Origin of the sequence: Streptosporangium subroseum (assembly GCF_900188345.1) — a bacterium.
Taxonomy (GTDB): Bacteria; Actinomycetota; Actinomycetes; order Streptosporangiales; family Streptosporangiaceae; genus Streptosporangium; species Streptosporangium subroseum.
Map to the genome: position 1 here is coordinate 65,591 of NZ_FZOD01000036.1, position 16,803 is coordinate 82,393.

Annotated in this window: 18 protein-coding genes; 11 read left to right on the plus strand and 7 right to left on the minus strand. The window is 69.0% G+C overall.

Translation table 11 applies throughout. The features are described from left to right. Window positions 1-55: 55 nt before the first annotated feature. A complete protein-coding gene (locus tag CHC08_RS48580) occupies window positions 56-832 on the minus strand; it encodes a competence protein CoiA (protein WP_143653386.1) in 777 nt (258 codons plus the stop codon). A gap of 225 nt (window positions 833-1,057) precedes the next feature. On the opposite strand from CHC08_RS48580, the gene CHC08_RS29520 reads away from it, so the two are divergent. Further along, entirely contained in the window at window positions 1,058-1,783 is a 726-nt protein-coding gene (locus tag CHC08_RS29520; RefSeq protein WP_179282278.1) for a DUF4145 domain-containing protein, read from the plus strand. Between the two features lie 242 nt (window positions 1,784-2,025). Next, window positions 2,026-2,553 (plus strand): plasmid mobilization protein, encoded by a 528-nt coding sequence (locus CHC08_RS29525; protein WP_089210645.1) that lies wholly within the window; start codon window positions 2,026-2,028, stop codon window positions 2,551-2,553. Between the two features lie 153 nt (window positions 2,554-2,706). Here CHC08_RS29525 and CHC08_RS52525 read toward each other — a convergent pair whose 3' ends face one another. Further along, window positions 2,707-2,838, minus strand: a complete 132-nt coding sequence (locus tag CHC08_RS52525; RefSeq protein ID WP_275937218.1) for a hypothetical protein — start codon at window positions 2,836-2,838, stop codon at window positions 2,707-2,709. A 441-nt stretch (window positions 2,839-3,279) separates the two neighbouring features. Here CHC08_RS52525 and CHC08_RS29530 point away from each other — a divergent pair, with 441 nt between their 5' ends. The 4 genes from CHC08_RS29530 to CHC08_RS48585 all read left to right on the plus strand — a co-directional run bounded on the left by CHC08_RS29530 (window position 3,280) and on the right by CHC08_RS48585 (window position 5,182). Then, window positions 3,280-3,552, plus strand: a complete 273-nt coding sequence (locus CHC08_RS29530; protein ID WP_218825560.1) for a hypothetical protein — start codon at window positions 3,280-3,282, stop codon at window positions 3,550-3,552. Beyond that, the gene (locus CHC08_RS29535) at window positions 3,477-4,109 is read left to right on the plus strand and encodes a hypothetical protein (protein WP_218825561.1); all 633 of its coding nucleotides are present in this window, start codon (window positions 3,477-3,479) and stop codon (window positions 4,107-4,109) included. Before CHC08_RS29530 ends, CHC08_RS29535 begins: the two co-directional genes overlap by 76 nt. Window positions 4,110-4,185: 76 nt before the next feature. Beyond that, window positions 4,186-4,515 carry a hypothetical protein gene (locus CHC08_RS29540; protein WP_143653387.1) on the plus strand — a complete coding sequence of 110 codons (330 nt, stop codon included), beginning with the start codon at window positions 4,186-4,188 and terminating at the stop codon, window positions 4,513-4,515. A gap of 448 nt (window positions 4,516-4,963) precedes the next feature. Further along, a complete protein-coding gene (locus tag CHC08_RS48585; RefSeq protein ID WP_143653388.1) occupies window positions 4,964-5,182 on the plus strand; it encodes a hypothetical protein in 219 nt (72 codons plus the stop codon). 666 nt (window positions 5,183-5,848) lie between these two features. On the opposite strand, the gene CHC08_RS49820 is transcribed toward CHC08_RS48585, so the two are convergent. Beyond that, window positions 5,849-6,001: a hypothetical protein gene (locus CHC08_RS49820; protein WP_179282279.1), complete on the minus strand. Its 153-nt coding sequence runs from the start codon at window positions 5,999-6,001 to the stop codon at window positions 5,849-5,851. A 455-nt stretch (window positions 6,002-6,456) separates the two neighbouring features. On the opposite strand from CHC08_RS49820, the gene CHC08_RS29545 reads away from it, so the two are divergent. Continuing rightward, entirely contained in the window at window positions 6,457-7,038 is a 582-nt protein-coding gene (locus tag CHC08_RS29545; protein ID WP_089210647.1) for a helix-turn-helix domain-containing protein, read from the plus strand. Next, the gene (locus tag CHC08_RS29550) at window positions 7,035-7,589 is read left to right on the plus strand and encodes a transposase (protein WP_143653389.1); all 555 of its coding nucleotides are present in this window, start codon (window positions 7,035-7,037) and stop codon (window positions 7,587-7,589) included. The genes CHC08_RS29545 and CHC08_RS29550 overlap by 4 nt, the downstream gene beginning before the upstream one ends. Before the next feature lie 142 nt (window positions 7,590-7,731). Here the strand turns inward: CHC08_RS29550 and CHC08_RS29555 are convergent, their stop codons facing one another. Together CHC08_RS29555 and CHC08_RS49825 are read right to left on the minus strand one after the other, a co-directional pair. Further along, window positions 7,732-10,584 carry a helix-turn-helix transcriptional regulator gene (locus tag CHC08_RS29555; RefSeq protein ID WP_245878632.1) on the minus strand — a complete coding sequence of 951 codons (2,853 nt, stop codon included), beginning with the start codon at window positions 10,582-10,584 and terminating at the stop codon, window positions 7,732-7,734. Between the two features lie 122 nt (window positions 10,585-10,706). Continuing rightward, window positions 10,707-10,868 (minus strand): hypothetical protein, encoded by a 162-nt coding sequence (locus CHC08_RS49825; protein ID WP_179282280.1) that lies wholly within the window; start codon window positions 10,866-10,868, stop codon window positions 10,707-10,709. Between the two features lie 376 nt (window positions 10,869-11,244). Between CHC08_RS49825 and deoC the strand changes: the two genes are divergently transcribed. The 3 genes from deoC to CHC08_RS29570 all read left to right on the plus strand — a co-directional run bounded on the left by deoC (window position 11,245) and on the right by CHC08_RS29570 (window position 14,738). Continuing rightward, a complete protein-coding gene (deoC, locus tag CHC08_RS29560) occupies window positions 11,245-12,183 on the plus strand; it encodes a deoxyribose-phosphate aldolase (RefSeq protein ID WP_089210649.1) in 939 nt (312 codons plus the stop codon). A 3-nt stretch (window positions 12,184-12,186) separates the two neighbouring features. Continuing rightward, window positions 12,187-13,611 carry an aldehyde dehydrogenase family protein gene (locus CHC08_RS29565; RefSeq protein WP_089210650.1) on the plus strand — a complete coding sequence of 475 codons (1,425 nt, stop codon included), beginning with the start codon at window positions 12,187-12,189 and terminating at the stop codon, window positions 13,609-13,611. A gap of 191 nt (window positions 13,612-13,802) precedes the next feature. Beyond that, window positions 13,803-14,738 (plus strand): aldehyde dehydrogenase family protein, encoded by a 936-nt coding sequence (locus CHC08_RS29570; RefSeq protein ID WP_245878633.1) that lies wholly within the window; start codon window positions 13,803-13,805, stop codon window positions 14,736-14,738. A gap of 184 nt (window positions 14,739-14,922) precedes the next feature. Here CHC08_RS29570 and CHC08_RS29575 read toward each other — a convergent pair whose 3' ends face one another. Then, on the minus strand, window positions 14,923-15,324 hold the full coding sequence (locus tag CHC08_RS29575; protein WP_338055703.1) for a ferredoxin reductase domain-containing protein: 402 nt from the start codon (window positions 15,322-15,324) through the stop codon (window positions 14,923-14,925). A gap of 25 nt (window positions 15,325-15,349) precedes the next feature. After that, on the minus strand, window positions 15,350-16,741 hold the full coding sequence (locus CHC08_RS29580) for an amidase (protein ID WP_245878635.1): 1,392 nt from the start codon (window positions 16,739-16,741) through the stop codon (window positions 15,350-15,352). Window positions 16,742-16,803 lie beyond the last annotated feature (62 nt).

The window sequence follows — 16,803 nt, forward strand, 5'->3', positions numbered from 1 at the left end:
CGCCGAGCAGGTGATGGCGCGGCTCGGGCCGACCGTGTGCGCTCGGCTGGAGGAGTTACTGGGGAGGCCGCACGTGCTGGCCGACTTGAAGGCCGACCCTGGGCCGCTGGGGCTGCATGACGGCATTGCCGCCCGGCCGGTGGACTCGCCGGTAGCGGCGCCCGATGGAGTGAAAAGCCAGGCGGTGATCTAGGACCCACCGCACGAAGGTGGCAAGGGAGACGTCATCGACCTGGACCCATCCGCCCCGGGCATAGTCGAACTTCACCAGACCGTCGTGCACCATCCACCGCTCGGCCGCCGTTGGCGCATCTGCCGGGGTCACGGCGACTGCGGGGACCGCACACAGCCACGGGACACGGTCGCGGGAACTGACCCAGCAGACATCGATGTCGTCGTCGGCGTAGCGGTCGGTGCGCATTTGGATGTCGTCGTCGGTGATCGGGGAGAGTTGCGCCTCCCACGCCACCCGGTCGCCGCCTGCGACCGAGGTGGCCATCACGTCAGCCCGCCAGGACCCGTCGGGCGCCGGCACTTCCAGGTCGGCCGACCAGCCCGCGCCGCGGATCGCCTCGGCCAGCACTAACTTCAGCAGGTGGTGATCGGCCGATTCCACCGCCAGCTGGCAGTGCGGCGAGCGGCCGGGGTCGTGCGCAAAGTACCGTGTCCGCCGCGGCGACAGCTTGGCGTGCACGCCGTGGCCGCACTCGGGGCAGGTGAGCCCGATCCGGGGCCGCGTCCGGTAGACGCTCTCCCACGCCAGGCCCTGGCCCAGGTCGTTGAGCGTGGCATCGATCCGGCCCAGTTCGGGATGTAGCGCCGTGAAAGACATCCGACCCCGTCGTCGTTGGCGTTCAAGGGGGCGAGGCAACGGTATGCGCGGCCGCTGACATTTCTTGAGGTGCTGGCTACCCCGGCTACCACCTGCATCACGAAGGCGACGACGTCCTGGCCGGGGACTGAACGCGGCGGCCCGGTTTGACGCACTCCGGCCACACCCCATAAAAGACGAAAACCGATGCTTGGGCGACCGCTGCGTGCGATCTACTTACCGGGTATGACCACCCTCCTGCTCGCGTCCTATGGCGTCACGGCCATCAGTGATTACGTGGACTTGGCCAAAGCAACCCGGCAAATGATCTGCGCTCACTGCGGCTACGGCACCACCCAGACGAGCCGCGACGTCCATAGAATCGCGCCGCAGTACCACGACAGCCTGGGCGACGCCTCTGGTGGCATCTTCGAGAAGACGTGGAGCTGCGACTACTGCGACCGGGTGATCATCGAGCTGATCACCTGCGGGTCGGCTTCCAGCGGAACGGCCTCCAGACGGGTCAAAGAGATCATGCAGATCTGGCCCGCGCGCACCATCAGGGAGCTCCCGCCGGAGGTACCTGAGCCGATCCGCGACCGGTTCCAGGAAGGCTCGCGGTGTGAGGGAGCGGCCGCGTATCGAGGCGCGGCCGCGATGTATCGGGCGGCGGTGGAGGAACTGTGCAAGGAACGCGGCGCCACCAAGTACAAGCTGTACGAAAAGATCGAGGAGCTGCGGGGGCAGCTTGATGAGGACCTGATCGTTGATCTCCACGAGACGCGCATGCTGGGCAACGACAGCGTGCACGACGGACTGACCTACTCCCCGGAGGAAGTCGCTAACGTCGCCGAGCTGATCGTGGAGATGACACAGACGCTCTACATCGAACCGGCGAAGAAGACGGCGATGCGTGAAGCTCGCAAGCAGCGCCGGGAGGCGCACAAGAACGGCGAGAGTCCCGCGGGCTAACCGGCCTCGCCCCCGGCCTGGAGTGTGGCCGACGCTTGCCGCCGGTCAAGTCCGCTCCCTCGCTGACGCTCGGTCGGCGGACTGGACAGTCGGCCGCGCGCCGGCCGGATAGGCCGTAGGAGCGGAGCCGGACACCCGTCTCGCTCGCGTACGCCCCTGGGGAGAGCAAGATAGTGCTCTGGGTTCCCCAAAGCCGTCGCAGGGCGCCAGGGGGCGCCGGGGCGGTGAGCGAGGAGGCGGCCATGAGCCAGGACCCGCGAGTGCGGCGACGCGACCGCGAGAGCGGACAAGGACAGCGCCAGACCCGGGTGAACCTGCGCCTGTCGCCCGCCGAGCACACCGAGTTGCAGCGTGCGGCGACCCGGCAGGGACAGACCCTCGCCGGCTACGCCGCGGCGGCCGCGCTGACCCTGGCCCGCGACGAGTTGCCACCGGACATCCGCGCCGCGATCCTGCGGCTGTTCGAGCTCCAGCACGAGATGCACCGGATCGGCGTCAACGTCAACCAGCTCGCCCGGCACGCCAACGCCAGCGGGGAGATTCCCCAGGAGCTGTCGGCCACCACGGCAGCGCTGCGAGCGGTCTCGCGCGCGGCAGAGGAGACGCTCGGCGAGTACGTGGAAATCCTGCAGGCCGAGCGTCGCCGCAAGGCCCGCCGCGACGGTCGGAACCGGCGCGCCCGCCAGGATTCGACGGATGCGACCGCTGACGAAGGAACGGACGAGGAAGAGCACGAAGTGGAATCTCAGGACTGGTTCGAACCAGGCTGACCGACCACCACATCACCAGACCGTGAAGACCAGACATTCAGGCTGAAGTTCCATCAGGAAGAATGAACCCTTACAAAAGTCAGTGCTAAGGTATCGTCACTTCGTAACGATACGTCGGCCTTCGCACACACTCCGCAAGCGCCGCACAACGTGTCACCGGAACCGGCCATCCACAGGACGACGTTGCGTGCCGAGCTCGCCGCGTTCCTGCCCCCGGTCCTCGACATCGCCGCCAACCTGATCCGGCGTGGTCCACGATCCGGCCGCGCGCACCACGCCGCCCATGCTCGCGCTCACCTCCTGCCGACGGTTCACCGCTCGCTTTTCGCGTCGGCACCGTCGGCCAGGACCACAACGCCGGTGCGATTTTTGGAACCGCCCGCGATCGCCACTTCGGTGCCGGGGGTTGAGGAACATCGGAACGAAAAGTAACGCTAAGCCCCATCGCCCCAGGTCAGCCCACTGCGGCGGACTATCTGCTTCTGGCCGTCATGGGCGGGGGTCTCGGGCTTGAACGTCACGGGATTAATCCGGCACCTCGCACCACGGTAGCGACCGGGTCCTATTCCCGCAGGTCACAATGCTCCTGCGTACCTTGTGTCATCCCGTCCTAGCTGGGAGCCCAGCACATCGGAACGGCCGGTCACGTTAAAAACCATGATCGCGCCCCCTTGGCGCCACTTTTCGTTCCGATGTTCCTCAACCCCCGACGCGTACGTGGTGTGCGTGCTGGAGCAGCTGCACCGGGCCCTGAACAACCGCGACGTCTTCGCCTCGCCCTCGCACCGCTGGTCCAACCCGCGGGCCCGTCTGCTGGACGGGCCCGACTGGGATGCGGTCGAGGAGGACGTGCTGGCCGGGCTGAGCCTGGACATGCCCGTGGAGGAGCACCTGGCGGAGCTGGTGCGGGGCCTGGACGCCGGGTGGAAGCAGCTCGCCGAGCGCCTGGAAGAGGCGGGGCCGGCGGCGAACTCCAGCGCGACCTCCAGCGCGAGCTGACCTACGACGGACTGCGAGCCGCCGAGGCCAAGGGCAGCAAGGGCGGGCGCCGCCCCGCCGTGGCGGCCGAGAAGACCGGCGATGTCCGCACCGCGTACCTGGAGGGCCGCTCGATCGCTGCCCTCGCCCGCGACCACGGCGTCAGCCGCGGCGCGATCCGCACGGCGGTCGCCGACCTCATGCCCGACCACAACGCCATCTCGCAGGAAAACACCCCCGCTCCGGAGCTGCCGGTCGCCCTCGACATGCCGGGCAAGGTCGCGGACTTCCTCCGCGCGTCCGACCTGGAGCCCGCCGAGCGGGCCGCGCTCGACCAAGGGGTGACCGTACGGCGCGGCCAGGGTACAGCCTGCGCATCACGGCCGTGCCAGGGGTCCACCGCCAGCTACTCGCCCGCTGCCAACCGCTCGACGGCGGCCAGGGTGTCCCTACCGTCCCTGCCCAGCGCAAAGCCCGGCGCGAGTACGAGAACCGCGTCACCGGCCTCGGAGTTCCGGACTGAACAAGATCACCGGCTTAGCGTTAACCGCTGTACCGATGTTCCCCGAGGCCGTTAACGGCGCTCCCATCGGCGCCGTGGGGACTATTCCGGCATCAGCCCAGGCGGACCCGTCACCCTATCAAGCTGACCGCATGCCGAGATCCTTCCCGGTTCCTGACAGTGCGGTGGACCGTGCCGCGCGGATGGACCTGTCCGTGCTGCTGGCAGCCCACATCGACGCGGCCCGGCGCCAGGACCCGCTGCAGCAGCCGCTGCTGAACTGGGCTGAAGGCGACACCATCGTCCAGCTGTTGGAGACGCTGGCCAGGCTGCTGTCAGAGGAGCCGCTCGGCGAGCTGGCCGATGAGCTCGCCGAGAAGCTGCGCACCCGGCTTGGTCACCCGCCCGGCTACGACCCGGCCCGGATAGCAGCGGCCGTGACGGATCATCTCAGCCGCCGACTCGGCGTTGAGCTCAGCTGATCGCATTTCCTCGCCCAGGTAGACCGGCAGGCGTCTGGTGACCTGGGGGCCGCGCGGCCCCCAGACCCCCGCGCCGCGAGTGCACCGCCCGCCAACCGGGCGCGCCACTTCCCACCGCTCACAGCGGACGGCACACCCGCCCTGTTCAACCGTGCCCCGCCGCACGAATCGAAGGTCACCCGGCATACGGCGGGAACATCCCTCAGCCGCAGCGTCCAATGCGGTGACCTCAGAGGCGCTAATTGCCGATCGATCCTGAGCAGCCGGAGTATCTAAGGCATGGATCTCTTACCGGATCAACAACTAGCTCATCCGGAGCTTTAGATCGATGAAAAGTGCCCTCATCGGGAGCGACGAGAGGTCTGAACTGAGTACGGAGCGCAACTTTTTGGCGACACGCCGGGAATCTTGCATGCAAGGTGCCCCAGGATGCGCAATGATCTCCACCATGCCATGGGTACCAGGACGAGCCACACGGCCACACGGACAAGGCGGCAAGGTGCCGCTGCAGGCCCGTGTTCCTGCCGAACTCAAGGCCCGCTACGACGAGGCGGCAAAGGTACGGGGACTCTCCCTCAGCCTCTACTTCGAGCAGCTGATAGAGCTTGATCCCCTCGCGCCCAAAGTCGTGGCTCCACAGGAGGAGGACCCGCTACTGACCCCGTAAAAACGTAGGGCCCCGGCGACCAGCCAGGGCATTCCCTACAAACGTCCGAGATCCCGCCCCAAGGCGACCAACCGATCGAGGCCTGCAGGGCTTCCCAGTGATGGGTGTTCCAGGTGACCCGATTGCCCTTGATGTAGGAGCCGAACATCTGCCACTGGGGATCGGGTTGTGGGGGTGGTCTGGGAGGTTACGCACCCTTGGGTTCGCGAGAACCCGGGGCCCGCATACGGTCAGCGAGTCGGCCGCGGCGTCGGACAGCGCCAAAGACGCAACGACGGTCGCTGACCCGGCCCGGCAGACAATTGAGCATCTGATCCGGTGTACGGAGCCGAACTCGCGCGTGAGCAGGCGTTTTGCAGCCAGGGCGACGCTCAGCACCCGGCCGAGCCGTCCTCCGTCGGGTTGGCACGCGACCCGTCGGCTTCACCACCGTTACAACAACCTCATCGAAGAGGAGGAAGCCTCACCGATCCTGAAATTCCATCAACTGCCAGGCCGACAGGCTCTATGTGGAAAACGCCCTGGTCCTGGGGCCGAACGGACCACGGGGCCCGCGCGAACTCCGGGGTTATTTCTTACCCACGTTCCACTGTTTCTCAACCCCGATGACCGATGCGATGACCGATGCGATGACCGATGTGCACTTCGATGGCCCGGCCTATATTCTCATTTCGGTTCAATTTGCACCTCATCTGAAGGAATCAAAACAAACATGCGCAAGCTCAGCAGCATCGTCGCCGGTATGGCGATCGCCGGCGCACTGGTGGCGGGGATCGCCGCCGCCCCGGCCCAGGCATCAACCTCCACGAGTTCTGGCACTATCCACACGGACTGCTTCCCGTGCTGGCGGCCGTCGCCGCTCTAACGCTGCTAGAAGATCACTGAAGATCTTGTGTTCTGGCCTCGCCTCGGATGATGCGGGGCCAAACTCGTTGTGTAGGGGGTTGAGAACATCGGAACGAAAAGTGGCGCCAAGGGCACGCGATCATGGCTCTTAACGTGACCGGCCGTTCCGATGCGCTGGGCTCCCAGCTGGGACAGGGCGACGCAAAGGTACGTAGCCGAAGCATCCTGACCTGCGGGAACAGGCCTCCGGTCGTTACCGTGGCACGAGATGCCGGACTAACGCCGTGACATCAAGTCTGAGACCCCCGCCCGTGACGGCCAGAAGCAGGCAGCCCGCCGCACCGGGCTGACCTAGTGCTCCGTTCGTCTTTGGCTGGGTAGATACGGCGTAGTGGGGTGCCGAGTCGACCGCTCGGAGGTGAGCTGCCGTGCCAAAGGTCCTTTGTGCTCGTCCAGCCGGGGATACGGCCGAGGAAAAGAAGATCCGTAAGCTGTCCGGGGCTCGGCATGCGCCCGGAGACTGGATCCAGCGGGCCCGCGTCATCACGTTGAGCTGGGACGGATGGGGAGTCCCGGCCATCGCCACCGCGATCGGCTGCCATGAAAAGACGGTGCGACGGTGGCTGCACCGGTTCAACGATCAGGGCCTGGACGGGCTCGCTGACCGGCCCGGGTGCGGACGCAAACGCCGGATCACCGAAAGCGAGCGCTCTCATCTCATCGCGCTGGTGAAGACCGACCCGCCGGGCCGGCCGATGCGCCAAAGCTGGGGCGACCTGTACGCCGCAGACGAGGCCGGGCCGCCGGTATGGACGCTGGACACCCTCACCGCCGCCGCCCGATCCGACGGGATCGACATCCACCGCTCCCAGGTCCGCACCATTTTGCTGGCCGAGGGCGTGCGCTGGCGCCGCACCCGCTCGTGGATTACGAGTAAGGACTCGGACTTCGCCCCAAAAGAACGCGGATCGTCGGCCTCTACACCGACCCGCCCGAAGACACCACGGTGATCTGCGCCGACGCACTCGGTCCGGTGATCCCCCGCACCTTCGCGCCCGCGCCCGCCTGGTCCCCGACCGGACACCGGATCAAATCCGAGCTCGACTACGCCCGCGGACCGGAGAAGACCTGGGTCTACGGGGCCTTGCGGCCGTACGACGGCCACGAGGTCACCATGACCGCCTCCTGCCGCAACAGCGCCAACTATCAGCGGTTCCTGCAGTTAATCGAGGAGGCCAACCCGGCACGCGAGATCGTGATCGTCGCGGACAACCTCTCCTCGCACAACAGCAAGTCCACCCGCGAGTGGCTGGAAGAGCACCCGCGGATCTCCCATGCGTTCATCCCGGTCGGTGCGTGCTGGCTCAACCTGCAAGAGGGCTGGTGGCGGATCTTCCGCAAGACCGCTCTGGCCGGGCAGTCCCTTGCCGACCCCCACGAGATCGCTGAAGTCACCCGGCTGGCCACCGCCCAGCTCAACACCCGCGCCCGACCCTGGATCTGGGGCAGACAACCTGCACCGACCCGCCTCCTACGCCACCGGTTTGTGTACTGCCTTTAACGAACGCAGCACTAGGCGGTCCGCAGCGGGGCCGGCTTCAAGGACAGGTGCCGCTTTCGGCCGTGGAAACCCGGTCGGCCTTGTGCGGGAACACCGGCTTCCTCGCTGAGCGTGGCCGGGTGACGCGTCGAGAGTCCGGAGGTCAGCCGATCAGGGCGAGGCGGTGAGCCGCCGCGGCGGCCTCGCCACGGGTGGAGACGCCCAGCTTGCCCAGGATGTTCGAGACGTGGACGCTCACGGTCTTGGCCGAGATGAACAGCTCGGCGGCGATGTCGCGGTTGGATCCACCCTGGGCGACCAGCCGGAGCACCTCCTGCTCGCGGGGGGTCAGCAGGGTTTCCCCGGCCGGGGCCTCCTCCGTGAGGGAGACCCCGACCCGGCGAGCCAGAGACTCGATCTCGGTGACCAACGGCCGGGCCGACAGCGCGACGGCGATCGGATGGGCCGTTCTCAGCCGTACCGCGACACAGTCGCGATCACCCGCGCCGGCCGCCGCTCGCCCCGCGTGGAGCAGCGACTTGGCGCGGAGGTAGGGGCGGTCCAGTCGTTCCCAGGCGGCTGCCGCGGCGTCGTGGTCGCGGATGAGGCCGAGCCGGTAGGCCTCGGCGACCGGGCTGTCCACGGTCATCGTGGCCCAGACCTCGTCGACCTGGGCGCGCAGCGCCGCCACCCGCTCGGGGGCGAGCGCCTCGACCGTCTCGCAGACCCCCGCCAGCAGGCCGAGCATCCGCCACCCCAGCATGGGCTTGCTCGTGATCCGGGGCTCGCGCACGACCTGCTCGGCCACTTCCAGCGCGGCCAGCGGCTCGCCGCTGAGCAGGTGAAGGCCCATTTTTAGCCGGGCGTTGGCGATCAGCTCCTGGGTGAACGTCTCCTGGACGCTGAGGGCGTCCTCGGTCAGGATGGACCTGAGCAGGTCGATCTCGCCCCGGGCGACCGCCACGTCCGCGCGGACCCGCCGTAGGTGATGCCGGTGGCGCAGGGTCGGATCCATGGTGAGAGCCTGCTCGACGACCTCGACCGCCTCCTCGAACCTGCCCAGCGCCTCCAGCGTCTCCGCGCGGTTGTTGGCGATGAACGCGCCCGAGACGCGGTAGCGGCCGTACGCCTTGGCGAGGCGTTCCCCTTCGAGCGCGAGTTCGATCGCCTCGGCCGAGCGGCCCATGTTGTTGAGCGCGTCCACGTTGTTGGCGAGGGCGCGAAGGGTGATGCGGCCGGAGCCGACGCGCTCGCCGATCGCCTGCGCGGTGGTGTTGACGGTTATCGCGACGTCGAGGCGTCCGGCGATCGAGTGGCTCAGGGCGAGGTTGAGCAGCAGGTCGGCCTCGAGAGAATCGTCGCCGTGCTCGCGGGCGATCCGCAACGCCTCCTCGGTGAGCGCGGTCCCCTCGGCCGCCTCGCCGCTGAATATCAGGAACGAGCCCAGCTTGGACAGCACCTGGGCGCGGTCCAGCCCGGGTTCGGGGACCAGCCGCTCGGCATAGCGGAGGTCGTCGAGCACCCCGGACCTCCGCTTGGCCATCTTGAACAGCGACAGCCGTACGAACAGCTCGGCCACCCGCTCGGGCTCGGCCTTCTCGTCCAGCTCGGCCAGCGCCGCCTTGACGAACTTCATGCCCCGGTCGATCTCGCCGCAGGAGTTGGCCGCCTCCGAAGCCTGTTCCAGGATCGTGGTGTGGTCCACGCCGATCCGCGCCGAGGCGTCGGGGACCTTGCTCCACAGGGCGAGCACCCGCTCCAGGAGCTGCATCTTCTCGTTGTAGGCGAAGGTCTTGGCGGCCTTGCCCGCGGCCTCCCAGGCGGAGATGAGGGCCCAGAGGTCGTCGCGGGCGGAGTACCAGTGGTGGGCGATCTCTATGGCGGCACGGCCGGACGGGACCAGCGTCCGGTCCCTGCTGATCTCCTCGGCGTAGCGGGCGTGCAGCCGTCCGTGCTCGCCGGGCAGGAGCTCGTCGTGCACGGCCTCGCGGATCAGCGAGTGCCGGAAGACGTAGGCGTTGCCGTCGGCGACCTGCAGCACGTTGGCCGCGACGGCGGTCCGCAGCGCGGCTTCCAGGTCGACGTCGGACAGGCCGCTGACCGCGGCCAGCAGGTTGTGGCCCGTCCGGAGCCCGCCGGCCGCCGCGATGCGCAACACCCGCTGGGTCTCGTCGGAGAGCTGCTCGACGGAACCGATGATCAGATCGTGCAGGGAGTCGGGGAAGGTGCAGTCGTCGCCGCACTCCACCAGCGCCTCGACGAACAGCGGGATGCCCTCGCTGCGCTGGAAGACCTTGTCGACCTGGGTGAACTCGGGGGCGGAACCGAGGATGCCGGCCATCTGGGCGGCCACCTCCGCCTGGGTGAGCCGGGGCAGGTCCAGCCGGAGGACCCCGTCCAGCCTGCCGAGCTCGGCGAGCACCGGACGGAGGGGGTGCTGGCGGTGCAGCTCGTCGGAGCGGTAGGTGAGGATCATCAGGACGGGTGCGGTGCGCAGGTTCCGGCTGAGGAAGGCGATCAGGTCACGGCTGGACCGGTCGGCCCAGTGGATGTCTTCGATGATCAGTATCACCGGGCGGCGTTCGGCCAGCCGCTCCAGCAGGGTGAGGATCTGCTCGAAGAGCCGGGCACGGGCGGTGTCGCCCTCCATGTCGCCGCTCGGCTCGCCGAACTCGGGCAGCAACCGGGCCAGGTCGCGCGCGCCGCCCTCGGGCAACAGGGCAGCGACCTCCTCGGCGCTGGACTCGCGGACGAGCTGGCGGATCGCCGCGGTGAACGGCGCGTAGGCGAGGCCCTCCGTGGACAGTTCCACGCAGCCGCCGATGAGCACGTGCGCACCGTTGTCCGCCGCTCGCTCGGCGAAGCACCCGATCAGCCGGGACTTGCCGACCCCCGCCTCGCCGCCGAGCAGTACGGTCGCCGCAGCGTTCTTGCGCGCCTGCTCGAAAGCCTCGGCCAGGTCTGCGAGCTCGGCCTTCCGCCCCACGAAGACGGGACTTACCGCCCGACCCATCATGTCTGCCAGCATGTCATGCCTTACGGATGGTCCTCTTCCTATTTATCGTTCGGCGAAACGGGATTACGGGGGCCGAGGGGCCCGGCCGGGCTGGGGAGGGCGGCCGGGCTCTCGTGCGACGGTCATGCGGGGATGATTTTGCCGAAGAGGCCCCGGCGGCGCTTGGCCTTCGGGCGCTCCTTCTCGGCATCCCGCACCTCGCGGAGGAGGCGGGAGGCGTCCGCCTCCGCGAGAAGCTCATCGAGGCGGTAGGCGATCATCTGCGAGTGGAACTCGGGAATCATTTTGGTGTTCTCCTTGAGCGTGTAACCCTGTGGTGCGTTTTCCCTACAGACTCAAGGTTCGTCCTAAGGCCCCCACCCCCACATCGGGCGGATGCCTTATCTCGGGCGGATCCCCGCCCTAGGAACTACCTAGGCATACCGATCCGCCGCCTTAGACGGGCCCGGGCGGGTCACGGTGGAGGGTTCTCACCGGTGGCGGCGGTCGCGGGCGGAGATCTTTCGCGTCCGTGCACGGAGGGTACGGAGGCGACGGGACGGCGACATGTCCGGTCCTGTCGTTGAACCCGGCGAATGTTGACGAAAACGAGTGGTGGTGCTGGGCGAGGTCCAGTTTGGAAGTAATCACACCAGTCGGCATGCTGGGGTGGTGTCAACTATGACTACTTCGCTCGCCGACGTGGCTTCGTCCAACGTCACGCTGCGGACCTTCCTGCATGGCCTGCCCGGTGTCGACCGCGTGGGCGCCGACCAGCGGGCCGCGATGCTCGGAACCCGATCGATCAAGACAACCGCCAAGGCGGAGGCCATCGACCTGGCCATCCGCATGGTGGACCTGACGACCCTTGAGGGCGCCGACACGCCGGGCAAGGTCCGTGCGATGTGCGCCAAGGCCGTTCACCCCGACCCGGGCGATCCCTCCGTGCCCAAGGTGGCCGCGGTGTGCGTCTACCCCGACCTGGTGGCTCAGGCGGTGGACGCCCTGAAGGGGTCCGGCGTCAAGGTGGCCAGCGTCGCGACGTCCTTCCCGAGCGGTCGTTCCTCCCTCGACGTCAAGACCACCGAGACCGCGTTCGCGGTGGCGGCAGGGGCCGACGAGATCGACATGGTCATCGACCGGGGCGCGTTCCTCGCGGGCGACTACGTCAAGGTCTTCGAGGAGATCGTCGCGATCAAGGCCGCGTGCGGCGCCGCGCACCTGAAGGTGATCCTGGAGACCGGCGAACTCTCCACCTACGACAACGTACGGCGTGCGTCCTGGCTGGCCATGCTGGCCGGCGGCGACTTCATCAAGACCTCCACGGGCAAGGTCCAGCCCGCCGCGACCCTCCCGGTGACGCTGATCATGCTGGAGGCGGTCCGCGACTTCCTCGCCACGACGGGCCGCAAGGTCGGGGTGAAGCCCGCGGGCGGCATCCGGACCACCAAGGACGCCGTCAAGATGCTCGTCCTGGTCAACGAGACGGTCGGCGAGGGCTGGCTGAGCCCCGACTGGTTCCGTCTCGGCGCGTCCACCCTGCTCAACGACCTGCTGATGCAGCGCCAGAAGATGGCCACCGGCAGGTACGCGGGCCCCGACTACTTCACCCTGGACTGAGCGATGTTCGAATACGCACCGGCCCCCGAGTCCCGCGACGTCGTCGACATCCAGCCGTCCTACGGTCTGTTCATCGACGGAGAGTTCGCCGACGGGACGGGAAAGTCCTTCAAAACGATCAACCCCGCCTCCGAGGAGGTCCTGGCCGAGGTGGCCACGGCGTCCGAGGAGGACGTGGACCGAGCCGTTCGGGCCGCGCGCAAGGCGTTCGGCACCTGGTCGGCGATGCCCGGATCCGAGCGGGCCAAATACATCTTCCGGATCGCGCGCATCATCCAGGAGCGCTCGCGCGAGCTGGCCGTGCTGGAGTCCCTGGACAACGGCAAGCCGATCCGCGAGTCCCGCGACGTGGACCTCCCCCTGGTGGCGGCGCACTTCTTCTACTACGCGGGCTGGGCCGACAAGCTCGGATACGCCGGATACGGCGCCGACCCGCGTCCGCTCGGCGTGGCCGGTCAGGTCATCCCCTGGAACTTCCCGCTGCTCATGCTCGCATGGAAGATCGCCCCCGCGCTGGCGTGTGGAAACACGGTCGTCCTCAAGCCGGCCGAGACCACCCCGCTGACCGCGCTGGCCTTCGCGGAGATCTGCCGGCAGGCCGACCTGCCGCCCGGCGTGGTCAACATCGTGACCGGCGCGGGTGAGACCGGCGCGGCCCTGGTGAACCACCCCGACGTCAACAAGGTCGCCTTCACCGGCTCCACCGAGGTCGGCCGGCAGATCGCCCGGTCGGTCGCCGGATCGGGCAAGAAGGTCACCCTGGAGCTCGGCGGCAAGGCCGCCAACATCGTCTTCGAGGACGCCGCGCTCGACCAGGCCGTCGAGGGCATCGTCAACGGGATCTTCTTCAACCAGGGCCATGTCTGCTGCGCGGGCTCCCGGCTCCTGGTCCAGGAGTCGATCGCGACGGAACTGCTGGAGGCGCTGAAGCGGCGGCTCGGCACGCTCCGCCTGGGCGACCCCCTGGACAAGAACACCGACATCGGTGCGATCAACTCCGCCGCCCAGCTCGCCAGGATCCGGGAGCTGTCGGACGCCGGCGAGGCCGAGGGGGCCGAGCGGTGGTCGCCGGCGTGCTCGCTGCCGGACAAGGGCTTCTGGTTCCCGCCGACCATCTTCACCGGGGTCGCCCAGTCGCACCGCATCGCCCGCGAGGAGGTCTTCGGTCCGGTCCTGTCCGTGCTGACGTTCCGTACGCCGGCCGAGGCGGTGGAGAAGGCCAACAACACCCCGTTCGGCCTGTCGGCGGGCGTGTGGACGGAGAAGGGCTCGCGCATCCTGTGGGTGGCGAGCAAGCTCCGCGCCGGCGTCGTGTGGGCCAACACCTTCAACAAGTTCGACCCCACCTCCCCGTTCGGTGGCTACAAGGAGTCCGGGTACGGGCGTGAGGGCGGGCTGCACGGTTTGGAGGCGTATCTCGATGTGTGACCATCACGGTTCCGGCAGGGCCAGACGCCGCGACCGCCGCGCCCAGAGCACGCGAGGCCACGACTTCGCCCGCGCCGGGCGCCCGAGGCTGCGGGGCTGGTTCGCCCACCGGTGCGGCGTGAGCCGTTGCGGTCAGATCTTCGTTCCGGCACGGCTGGCAGAGCAGGAAAGCATGTGGAGAGGGCCGGGAAATGAGTAAGACGGAGAGGCCGAGCCGGGCGCGAGCGAGCGCGGAACTGGCCGCCGAAGGTCCGGGAGAGCGTGCTCAGAGCCGTGATTCCGTACGGCTGGCCGTGCGCAAGACGTACAAGCTGTACATCGGCGGGGCGTTCCCGCGTTCGGAGAGCGGAAGGTCCTACGTCGTGACCTCCTCCAAGGGCGACTTCCTGGCCAACGCGTCCAAGGCCTCCCGCAAGGACGCCCGCGACGCGGTGACCGCCGCGCGCAAGGCGTTCGGAGGCTGGTCCGGCGCGACCCCGTACAACCGGGGGCAGATCCTCTACCGCGTCGCCGAGATGCTGGAGAGCCGCAGGGCCCAGTTCGTCGCGGAGCTGTCGGAGAGCGGGACGAAGAAGGCCGGCGAGGTCGTGGACGCGGCCGTCGACCGGCTGGTCTGGTACGCGGGCTGGGCGGACAAGATCGCCGCGGTTACCGGGTCCACCAACCCGGTCGCCGGGCCGTACTTCAACATCTCCTCGCCGGAGCCGACCGGCGTGGTCGCGGTGGTCGCCCCCGACGAGCCGCTGCTCGGGCTCATCTCGGTGATCGCCCCCGTGATCGTCACGGGCAACACCTGCGTCGTGATCGCCAGCGAGCGGGCGCCCCTGCCGTCGATCACCCTGGCCGAGGTGCTGGCCACCTCCGACCTGCCCGCCGGGGTGGTCAACATCCTCACCGGTTCGGTGAAGGAGATCGCCCCCTGGCTGGCCGCGCACATGGACGTCAACGCCCTCGACCTCACCGGGGTCGGCGACGAGAACCTGGCGATCACGTGCGAGGAGGCGGCGGCGGAGAACCTCAAGCGGGTCTTCCGTCCCACCGGGGCCGACTGGTCCGCCGACCCCGGCACCAGGCGCCTGACGGCCTTCCTGGAGACCAAGACCGTCTGGCACCCCACCGGCGCCTGACCGTTCCCACCGGCACCGGCGTGTGAACCGCCGGGGCCTGACCGCTCCACCAGGCACCGGCGTACGAAACGCCGGTGCCTGTTCGTCTCGACCGGTGTCGGCGTGCGGATCGCCGGTGCCTGTTCGTCTCGACCGGCACCGGCGTGCGGATCGCCGGTGCCGGTACGGCGGAGCCTTCGCGCGGTCAGTCCCTTCCGAGCCAGAGGTCGGGGCCGAACACCTCGTAGTGGATGTCGGAGGCGGGCACGCCGCGACGGAGCAGCTGGGAGCGGACGCCGCGCATGAACGGCAGCGGCCCGCAGAGGTAGGCCACCAGCCGGTCGGGCAGATCGATCCGGGTCAGGTCGACGGTGCCGACGTTGGGCGCCGGTGAGCAGGCGCACTCGCACGGCGTCTCGTACCACCGGTGCAGGGTGGCTTCGGGCAGGTCGTCGACCAGCTGCTTGAGCTCCTCCCGGTGGGCGTGGTCGGCCGGGGCGCGGTCGGCGTGGATCACGGTGACCGGGCGGGTGGAACCGGTGGTCGCGAGATGCTCGACCATCGACAGGATGGGGGTGGCGCCGATTCCGGCCGAGGCGAGGAGCAGCGGGGTCTAACCAATTCGGGGTGTTTCAGCCGAGCGGGGCGTGGCGGAGCCAGGGCTGGGCGGCCTCCAGCTGTCCGGCGAGGGCCAGGAGCTGTGACTCACCCCCCGGGGCGGCGATGAGCTGGACACCGATGGGCAGGCCGCTGGAGTGCCGGCCGTACGGGATGCTCATGGCGGGCCAGCCTGCCATGTTCCAGGCTCCGGTCACCGGGGCGTACGTCAGGTTGACGCGGACGTTCGCCAGGAGCCCGCGGCGGCCCCAGCGCTCCGCGGCCGGGGGGAGGGCGGCGAGCGTCGGGGTGATGAGCACGTCGGCGTTGCCGAACCACTGGTCGGCTCCGTAGGCGCGCCAGCGGTCGCGGCCCGCCGCGCCGTCCATCCCGAGCCTGGCGAGCCGCCGGCCGGCCTTCGCGAGGGACCTGGTCCGGCGTTCCAGCTTGCGCGGATTGAGCCCCGCCCCGTTTTTCCTCGCGCACGCGAACCAGGTGGCGACCGTGGCGGTGCCCAGCCACGTGGGCAGCCGCTCACCCTGGTCCACCATGGTGTGTCCCGCGGCGCCGAAGGCGTCCGCCGCCTGGATCACCGCCTTCTGGAACTCGGCGTCCACCGTGAATCCGGGCGGCAGCGGCATCGGCGCCACCGCGATCCGCAGCTTCATCGGCTCCGAGGGGACCAGGCCGCCGGGGTAGTCGTCGATCGCGCTGCCCACCCCGAGGGACTCGATCTCGCCGGGCTTCGCCAGGGACATGTCTCCCGCCATGACGGCCAGGGCCAGGGCGAGGTCGGCCACGGTCGTGGCCAGCGGGCCGTTCTCCGCCATCCCGAACCAGTCGTGCTCGGGTGGCGGGACCACGTCCTGGCCGGGCTTGATCGAGACGACCCCGCAGCAGGCGGCGGGGATGCGCAGCGAGCCGAGCGCGTCGTTGCCGTGGGCCAGCGGCACCATCCCCGCGGCCACGGCCGCCGCGCTCCCACCGGACGACCCGCCCGAAGTGCGCCCGAGGTCCCATGGGTTGCGCGCCGTGCCGTACACGCTGTCGGAGAATCCGGCCAGGCAGAGCTCCGGCACGTTGGTGATTCCGACGACCACGGCGCCCGCCGCCCTGAGCCTGGCCACCACCGGATGGTCCTCGGCCGCCGGCGCGTCCGGCGTCGCCGCGGAGCCGTTGCGCGACGCCTCGCCCCGGATCGCGACGTTGTCCTTGATCGCGATCGGCACCCCGGCGAGCGGCAGCCGGGCCAGGTCCTCCCGGCCCTGTACGGCCCGCGCCTCGGCCAGTGCCTGCTCGACGCGGACCTTGCGGAAGGCCCCGATACGCCCGTCGCGCACGGCGATCGCGTCGAGGTGCTCCTCGACGACCACGGGCGCGGTGACCTTCCCCCGTCGCACGGCCTCCGCGATTTCCGCTGCGGACACTCCAACCCACGACATGAACCGAGTGTGGTCCGGCAAATGCGGAAGGGGAAGCTCCCCACGTC